Source organism: Chamaesiphon sp. OTE_8_metabat_110, assembly GCF_031382685.1.
Taxonomy (GTDB): domain Bacteria; phylum Cyanobacteriota; class Cyanobacteriia; order Cyanobacteriales; family Chamaesiphonaceae; genus Chamaesiphon.
The window spans coordinates 1-4,841 of sequence record NZ_JANMZA010000310.1; the positions used below are offsets into that span (position 1 = coordinate 1).

The following is a 4,841-nucleotide window of genomic DNA, read 5'->3' on the forward strand; positions in this document are numbered from 1 at the left end:
ATTGTAGTGAGGTCATGCCAGGTTTTATGTTGAGCATGGATAGAATTTGGTAAACATTCTAGGATTGCCGCATCTGTGGGCAGCGGATTTTCGACGATCCCCATCTAGTAACCCAAAGCTCTAAAAATTGCAGCTCGACGGCGATCTGGCGTTGGCGGAGCCTTCCCCTTCGGGAATCGATCCCAACCCGTAAGTCTTTCGATGTCATAATAGGCAGTGTGGAATTTTCAGCCAAGGAGCAACAGCACTCATGAGTAACCAATCGCCAATCCCAGTCGTCGTCAATGGTGCAGCGGGGAAAATGGGCATCGAAGTCATCAAAGCTGTCGCTAACGCCCCGGATCTGGTGCTACTGGGCGCGATCGATCGTAACCCCAAGCTACTCGGCGAAGACATCGGTGAAATCGCTGGCTGTGGAGCCTTAGAGATACCTGTAATGAACGATCTTCAGGCAATCCTCGCCATGGCATCCCAAGAGAAACAACCCGCCGTAATGGTCGATTTTACCCATCCTGACAGTATCTATGAAAACGTGCGATCGGCGATCGCCTACGGCGTGCGTCCGGTTGTCGGTACCACCGGATTGAGTCCCACCCAGATTCAAGAACTAGCCGAATTTGCCGACAAAGCGAGTACTGGTTGCTTAATTATCCCCAATTTCTCGATCGGGGTCATCTTAATGCAGCAAGCCGCCATTCAAGCCGCCAAATTTTTCGAGCACGTCGAAATCATCGAACTCCATCACAACCAAAAAGCCGATGCCCCCAGCGGTACCGCCATCCAAACCGCCCAACTGCTCGGCGAACTCGGCAAAACTTTCAACCCTCCCAGCGTCACCGAATCCGAAAAGCTCGCAGGTGCTAGAGGTGCGATCGCCGACGAAAACATTCGCATTCATAGCGTCCGACTTCCTGGCTATATCGCCCATCAAGAAATCATCTTCGGCGCTCCTGGTGAGATCTATCTCCTCCGCCACGATACCACCAATCGATCGTGCTACATGCCCGGAGTCCTCCTCGCCATCCGCAAGATTTTGGGTCTCAAATCGCTAGTATACGGATTAGAAAAAATTCTTTAATAATCTAGAGAGCTAGCAAAGATGATGCTGGTGGGCAGCGACGATCTCATCAGCGAACGAGAAACTGTCGATAAGAAAGGAAATCTCGTCATCATTGAAAATATCGAAACGAGATTGAATCTCAAAGTCGGCGATGAAATCGGAAAAATATAAATACTGAGAGGTACAGATTAACGATCGACTCTATATTTAAAAATAATCTGTCGATCGCGTTGCTTGAATTCAATATCAAACTTGTCGAAAACTACCTCTCTTCCTAGTAAGCATTCAACTGCATCATCAGTTTGAAGCCAAGCGATCGGCACAGTCAAAGTATGGCTATCGATCGATAGTTCCACTCTTCTGAGTACATAATCTACCTCTCCACCCACTCCTTCAGCTTTAGACATTACTTCTTCACCACCTACTCTATAACCCAAATCGATACCTAACTGTTTGGGCATCAAACAAAAATCAGCACCTGAATCTACTAGAATATTTAGTTGTCGAGCCTCTTGATAACTGAGCTTAACTAAATATTTAGGTTGCCAATTGTTAGCTTTAACAGTCCTAAATCTGACAGGATAAAACTTGATTGGCTCGACAAATTCATTTTCATAAATTCGTTCGATGATGTATTCCATCGGATCTAGTTTAACTCGCTCCATCATGGTAAGGTAATCACGGTCGTGGGAAATTACGCCGTCTCTAGAATAGGCAACCCACTCACCCACATACTCTTTTAGTTCTTGCCAATGCCATCGATACCACTCAGACGGACTTTGATTAATACTCATATCATCATGAATCATCTTAACCGACGATAGAGTTCGGCATTACAATAAATCTAGCATATCCTGGGCGGCAATTTGCTGAGATTGAAGTAGGCGATCGATTGCCTTTGGCACGCTCCGCGATCGCTGGCGATTACCTGCAGCGATTGATTACTATTGGGCTAGATGCTCTAGGTAGAGTGCTGGTGGTGGTGTATACCTGGCGCGATCGGGAAATTAGGTTGATTTCAGCTAGATCGGCGACACGTCAAGAACGAAGACAGTATGGAGTCGGTGCGGTGTATGGATCTCCCGATCTGGCAATTCGATCGTAAACCAAATCTGTGTTGGTGGGCAAATATATCGAAGCTAGCGAAATCACAAGTGATTCAATCGTCATCGATTCAGTTATTGAATCTGGCGATCTGAGTTAAAATAGCACTGAGATAGATCTAATTGAAGATCGTCTATGACTTTATATGTTATCGATACGGATATTTTGAGTCTTTACCAACGAAATCATCCACAAGTTTGCGAACAAATTCGTCTAGCTCGACAAAGTAATCTCGTCATCAAAACAACTGTGGTAACAGTCGAAGAGCAATATGCCGGATGATTAGCTCAGATTCGGAAAGCACAAAAGCCTGAAGATCTAATTGCTGCTTATGAGAGATTAACTGCAACTTTTTCGCTGTTTTCTCAGTTGGAGATCTTAGAATATAATCGTGCTGCTGAAGATCGATTTCGGCATTTTAGACAACAGGGCATTAGAATTGGAACGCAAGATCTACGAATTGCATCGATCTCGATCGCCAATAGCGGTATTATTGTTACCCGCAACCTCAAAGATTTTGGACAAGTACCAGGATTAGCGATCGAAGATTGGTCTGTATAATGACTCGATCGATCCCACAACCTCAAAAAACACGATCGAGCATCACAACCCAAATGACTATCGATAGTCTCGATCGATTGGCAAACTTTTGTATCGACAGACGCTCGATCGACTAGGATCGAGCGAATATTAACTGGATGACGGCGCGGCAATCGCTGTTTGCGTCGGATTTATTCGGCGATGACATTAGTAAGATTAAACCTGCGATTAATGTCGATGGTAGTGACTCGACGATCTTTGATAATGCGCTGGAACTATTGACTCTTTCCGGTCGCAGCTTGCCCCATGCGATGATGATGACGGTGCCCAAACCTTGGACGGCACATGAGTCGATGAGCGCACAGAAGAAGGCGTTTTATGAGTACCATTCCTGCTTGATGGAGCCGTGGGATGTCCCAGCTTCGTTCCCAAGCAATGGCAATGGATGATATGTTAAATTTGTCTTATCGATCGATTCCCCTCCCAAAACACTAACGCAACAAAAACCATTGTAAAATATGACTCCCAACCGATCGCCAGCAGTTTATGAACTAGAGCGTGAAATTGCCTTACTTCCAGTTGAGGATAAATTGTGGCTACAGGCTCAGATCGATAAACAGATAAAATCCACAGCACTCACCCAACCAGATATTAATCCAGCCGCAGAAGATTGGAGCGACGAAGAGTGGACTGACGCAGAATGGACTAAATTATCATTGCAGGGATTGAGTAGAGCCTATGGTGATGACGAACCAGACTACGAATTATTGGAAGCCAAGGAGTTTCAATCGCATTTATCAAAAATTGCTATTTAACCTATCCAAGCATATTGGTTTACCAATAGAAAACAACGATACTGTAACAACAAAAAAGTAAGTATAAAATATGACTTCCAACCGATCGCTAATAGTTTATGAGCTAAAGCGCGAAATCGCCTTACTTTCAGTTGAGGAGAAATTGCAGCTACGAGATGATATCGATAAGCAGATTAGAGCAGTAGCATTGGGAAAATCCGTCAGCGAGATTGAAGCTGAATTAGAAGAGATGGCAAACGATCCAGATATCCAGAGAGAACTAGCCGCGATCGAACTAGAGTTTGCAGGTATATCCATTTAATCTGCCCTCAAAACTATTTTTGGCATAAAATCGATCGATCGTTCCAACAGAATACAAATATACTCTTCAATACCGATTACCTCCGGTATGCTGCGTCAACGATTACCGACCGTACCTACGCGAACGAACCTCAAACACTGAAATTGTTGGGTTTCGCGGTGCTCCCAATCCAACATACGGGGAGAAATCCCTCTCAGTTAATCAGTCTGAATCGCTGAAAAGAGATGGAAGATTACGGCGACCACTGACAACTCTTAGGATTTCGATCCCGTCATCGAGAATACGGTAGAAAATAATATAACCTTCGAGAGATAATCCTCTAAGATCTGGGCGAATTGCTCCATAGCTTTTACCAATGCTGGGAAAGGAAACTAGTTGTTGACACTTACTATTAAATTCTTTAAAAAATCGTTCGCCTACTTCTACATTGGTTTCGGCAAAGTAGTCAGCGATTTCAGTAAGATCTCGACTAGCAAGAACGTTAATGACATAGAGACTCATGCTTACACTCGACCGCGTTGAAACCGCTCTAAAATCTGGTTGACGAATGTCTCGCCATCGATCGGTGGTGTTTGCTCTGAGGCTGAAATGGCAGCATCGATTTTCGTTCGGATATCTTCAACCCAGACGTTCTCGGCTTGTTGTTCTTCCGCCAATTCTGCTAAAAACCGAGCCGCGATCGCTTCTTGTCGATCGATTGGCAGTTGTTCGATTTGGGCGATTACCTGTTGAAGCAGTTCTGTCATAGTTTACACCGCAATTTACTACAGCCTCCTAATTTTACCCGATTCTCTCTTATGACAGGCTCCGCTAGCGAGTAAAGCGATCGAATAGACTACAATCGATCGATCGATAATTTCGATCGATCGATCATTCCGACAGGATACAAAGATGCTCCTCAACAGAGATCGAGACTCAATCACTGGGATTGCCTCTAATTTTCATAGTGATAACGGGCTTGTAAAAATTGGATAGATTCATCTTTGATTCGATAAATTAGTCGATGTTCTAAATCTATTCT

At 44.5% G+C, this 4,841-nt stretch carries 10 protein-coding genes and 2 pseudogenes; 8 read left to right on the forward strand and 4 right to left on the reverse strand.

The annotated features are described in order from the left end of the window. Positions 1 to 250: 250 nt before the first annotated feature. Complete coding sequence (dapB, locus tag RMO52_RS11405; protein WP_309740973.1) at positions 251 to 1,078, forward strand: 4-hydroxy-tetrahydrodipicolinate reductase; 828 nt, start codon at positions 251 to 253, stop codon at positions 1,076 to 1,078. Between the two features lie 21 nt (positions 1,079 to 1,099). Then, complete coding sequence (locus RMO52_RS11410) at positions 1,100 to 1,231, forward strand: hypothetical protein (RefSeq protein WP_309740971.1); 132 nt, start codon at positions 1,100 to 1,102, stop codon at positions 1,229 to 1,231. 17 nt (positions 1,232 to 1,248) lie between these two features. Here RMO52_RS11410 and RMO52_RS11415 read toward each other — a convergent pair whose 3' ends face one another. After that, positions 1,249 to 1,854, reverse strand: coding sequence for an aspartyl protease family protein (locus tag RMO52_RS11415; protein WP_310414152.1), 606 nt, complete (start codon positions 1,852 to 1,854; stop codon positions 1,249 to 1,251). Positions 1,855 to 1,991: 137 nt separating this feature from the next. Here RMO52_RS11415 and RMO52_RS11420 point away from each other — a divergent pair. The 6 genes and pseudogenes from RMO52_RS11420 to RMO52_RS11445 form a co-directional block, all read left to right on the forward strand. Then, a pseudogene (locus RMO52_RS11420) lies at positions 1,992 to 2,165 on the forward strand (BrnT family toxin); the annotation flags it as partial. A gap of 134 nt (positions 2,166 to 2,299) precedes the next feature. Then, positions 2,300 to 2,446: a hypothetical protein gene (locus RMO52_RS11425; RefSeq protein ID WP_309737993.1), complete on the forward strand. Its 147-nt coding sequence runs from the start codon at positions 2,300 to 2,302 to the stop codon at positions 2,444 to 2,446. 87 nt (positions 2,447 to 2,533) lie between these two features. Then, complete coding sequence (locus tag RMO52_RS11430) at positions 2,534 to 2,725, forward strand: type II toxin-antitoxin system VapC family toxin (RefSeq protein ID WP_309737994.1); 192 nt, start codon at positions 2,534 to 2,536, stop codon at positions 2,723 to 2,725. Between the two features lie 119 nt (positions 2,726 to 2,844). Further along, positions 2,845 to 3,129: pseudogene (locus RMO52_RS11435) on the forward strand (hypothetical protein); the annotation flags it as partial. A 93-nt stretch (positions 3,130 to 3,222) separates the two neighbouring features. After that, positions 3,223 to 3,519 carry a hypothetical protein gene (locus tag RMO52_RS11440; RefSeq protein WP_309737995.1) on the forward strand — a complete coding sequence of 99 codons (297 nt, stop codon included), beginning with the start codon at positions 3,223 to 3,225 and terminating at the stop codon, positions 3,517 to 3,519. A gap of 70 nt (positions 3,520 to 3,589) precedes the next feature. After that, positions 3,590 to 3,820 (forward strand): hypothetical protein, encoded by a 231-nt coding sequence (locus RMO52_RS11445; RefSeq protein ID WP_310414160.1) that lies wholly within the window; start codon positions 3,590 to 3,592, stop codon positions 3,818 to 3,820. A gap of 201 nt (positions 3,821 to 4,021) precedes the next feature. Here RMO52_RS11445 and RMO52_RS11450 read toward each other — a convergent pair whose 3' ends face one another. From RMO52_RS11450 to RMO52_RS24705, 3 genes are all read right to left on the reverse strand, one after another. After that, positions 4,022 to 4,321, reverse strand: a complete 300-nt coding sequence (locus RMO52_RS11450; RefSeq protein ID WP_310414163.1) for a type II toxin-antitoxin system RelE/ParE family toxin — start codon at positions 4,319 to 4,321, stop codon at positions 4,022 to 4,024. Positions 4,322 to 4,323: 2 nt separating this feature from the next. Then, the gene (locus RMO52_RS11455; RefSeq protein ID WP_309744690.1) at positions 4,324 to 4,566 is read right to left on the reverse strand and encodes a hypothetical protein; all 243 of its coding nucleotides are present in this window, start codon (positions 4,564 to 4,566) and stop codon (positions 4,324 to 4,326) included. Between the two features lie 188 nt (positions 4,567 to 4,754). Further along, positions 4,755 to 4,838 carry a type II toxin-antitoxin system YoeB family toxin gene (locus tag RMO52_RS24705; RefSeq protein ID WP_396134958.1) on the reverse strand — a complete coding sequence of 28 codons (84 nt, stop codon included), beginning with the start codon at positions 4,836 to 4,838 and terminating at the stop codon, positions 4,755 to 4,757. Between the last annotated feature and the right edge of the window lie 3 nt (positions 4,839 to 4,841).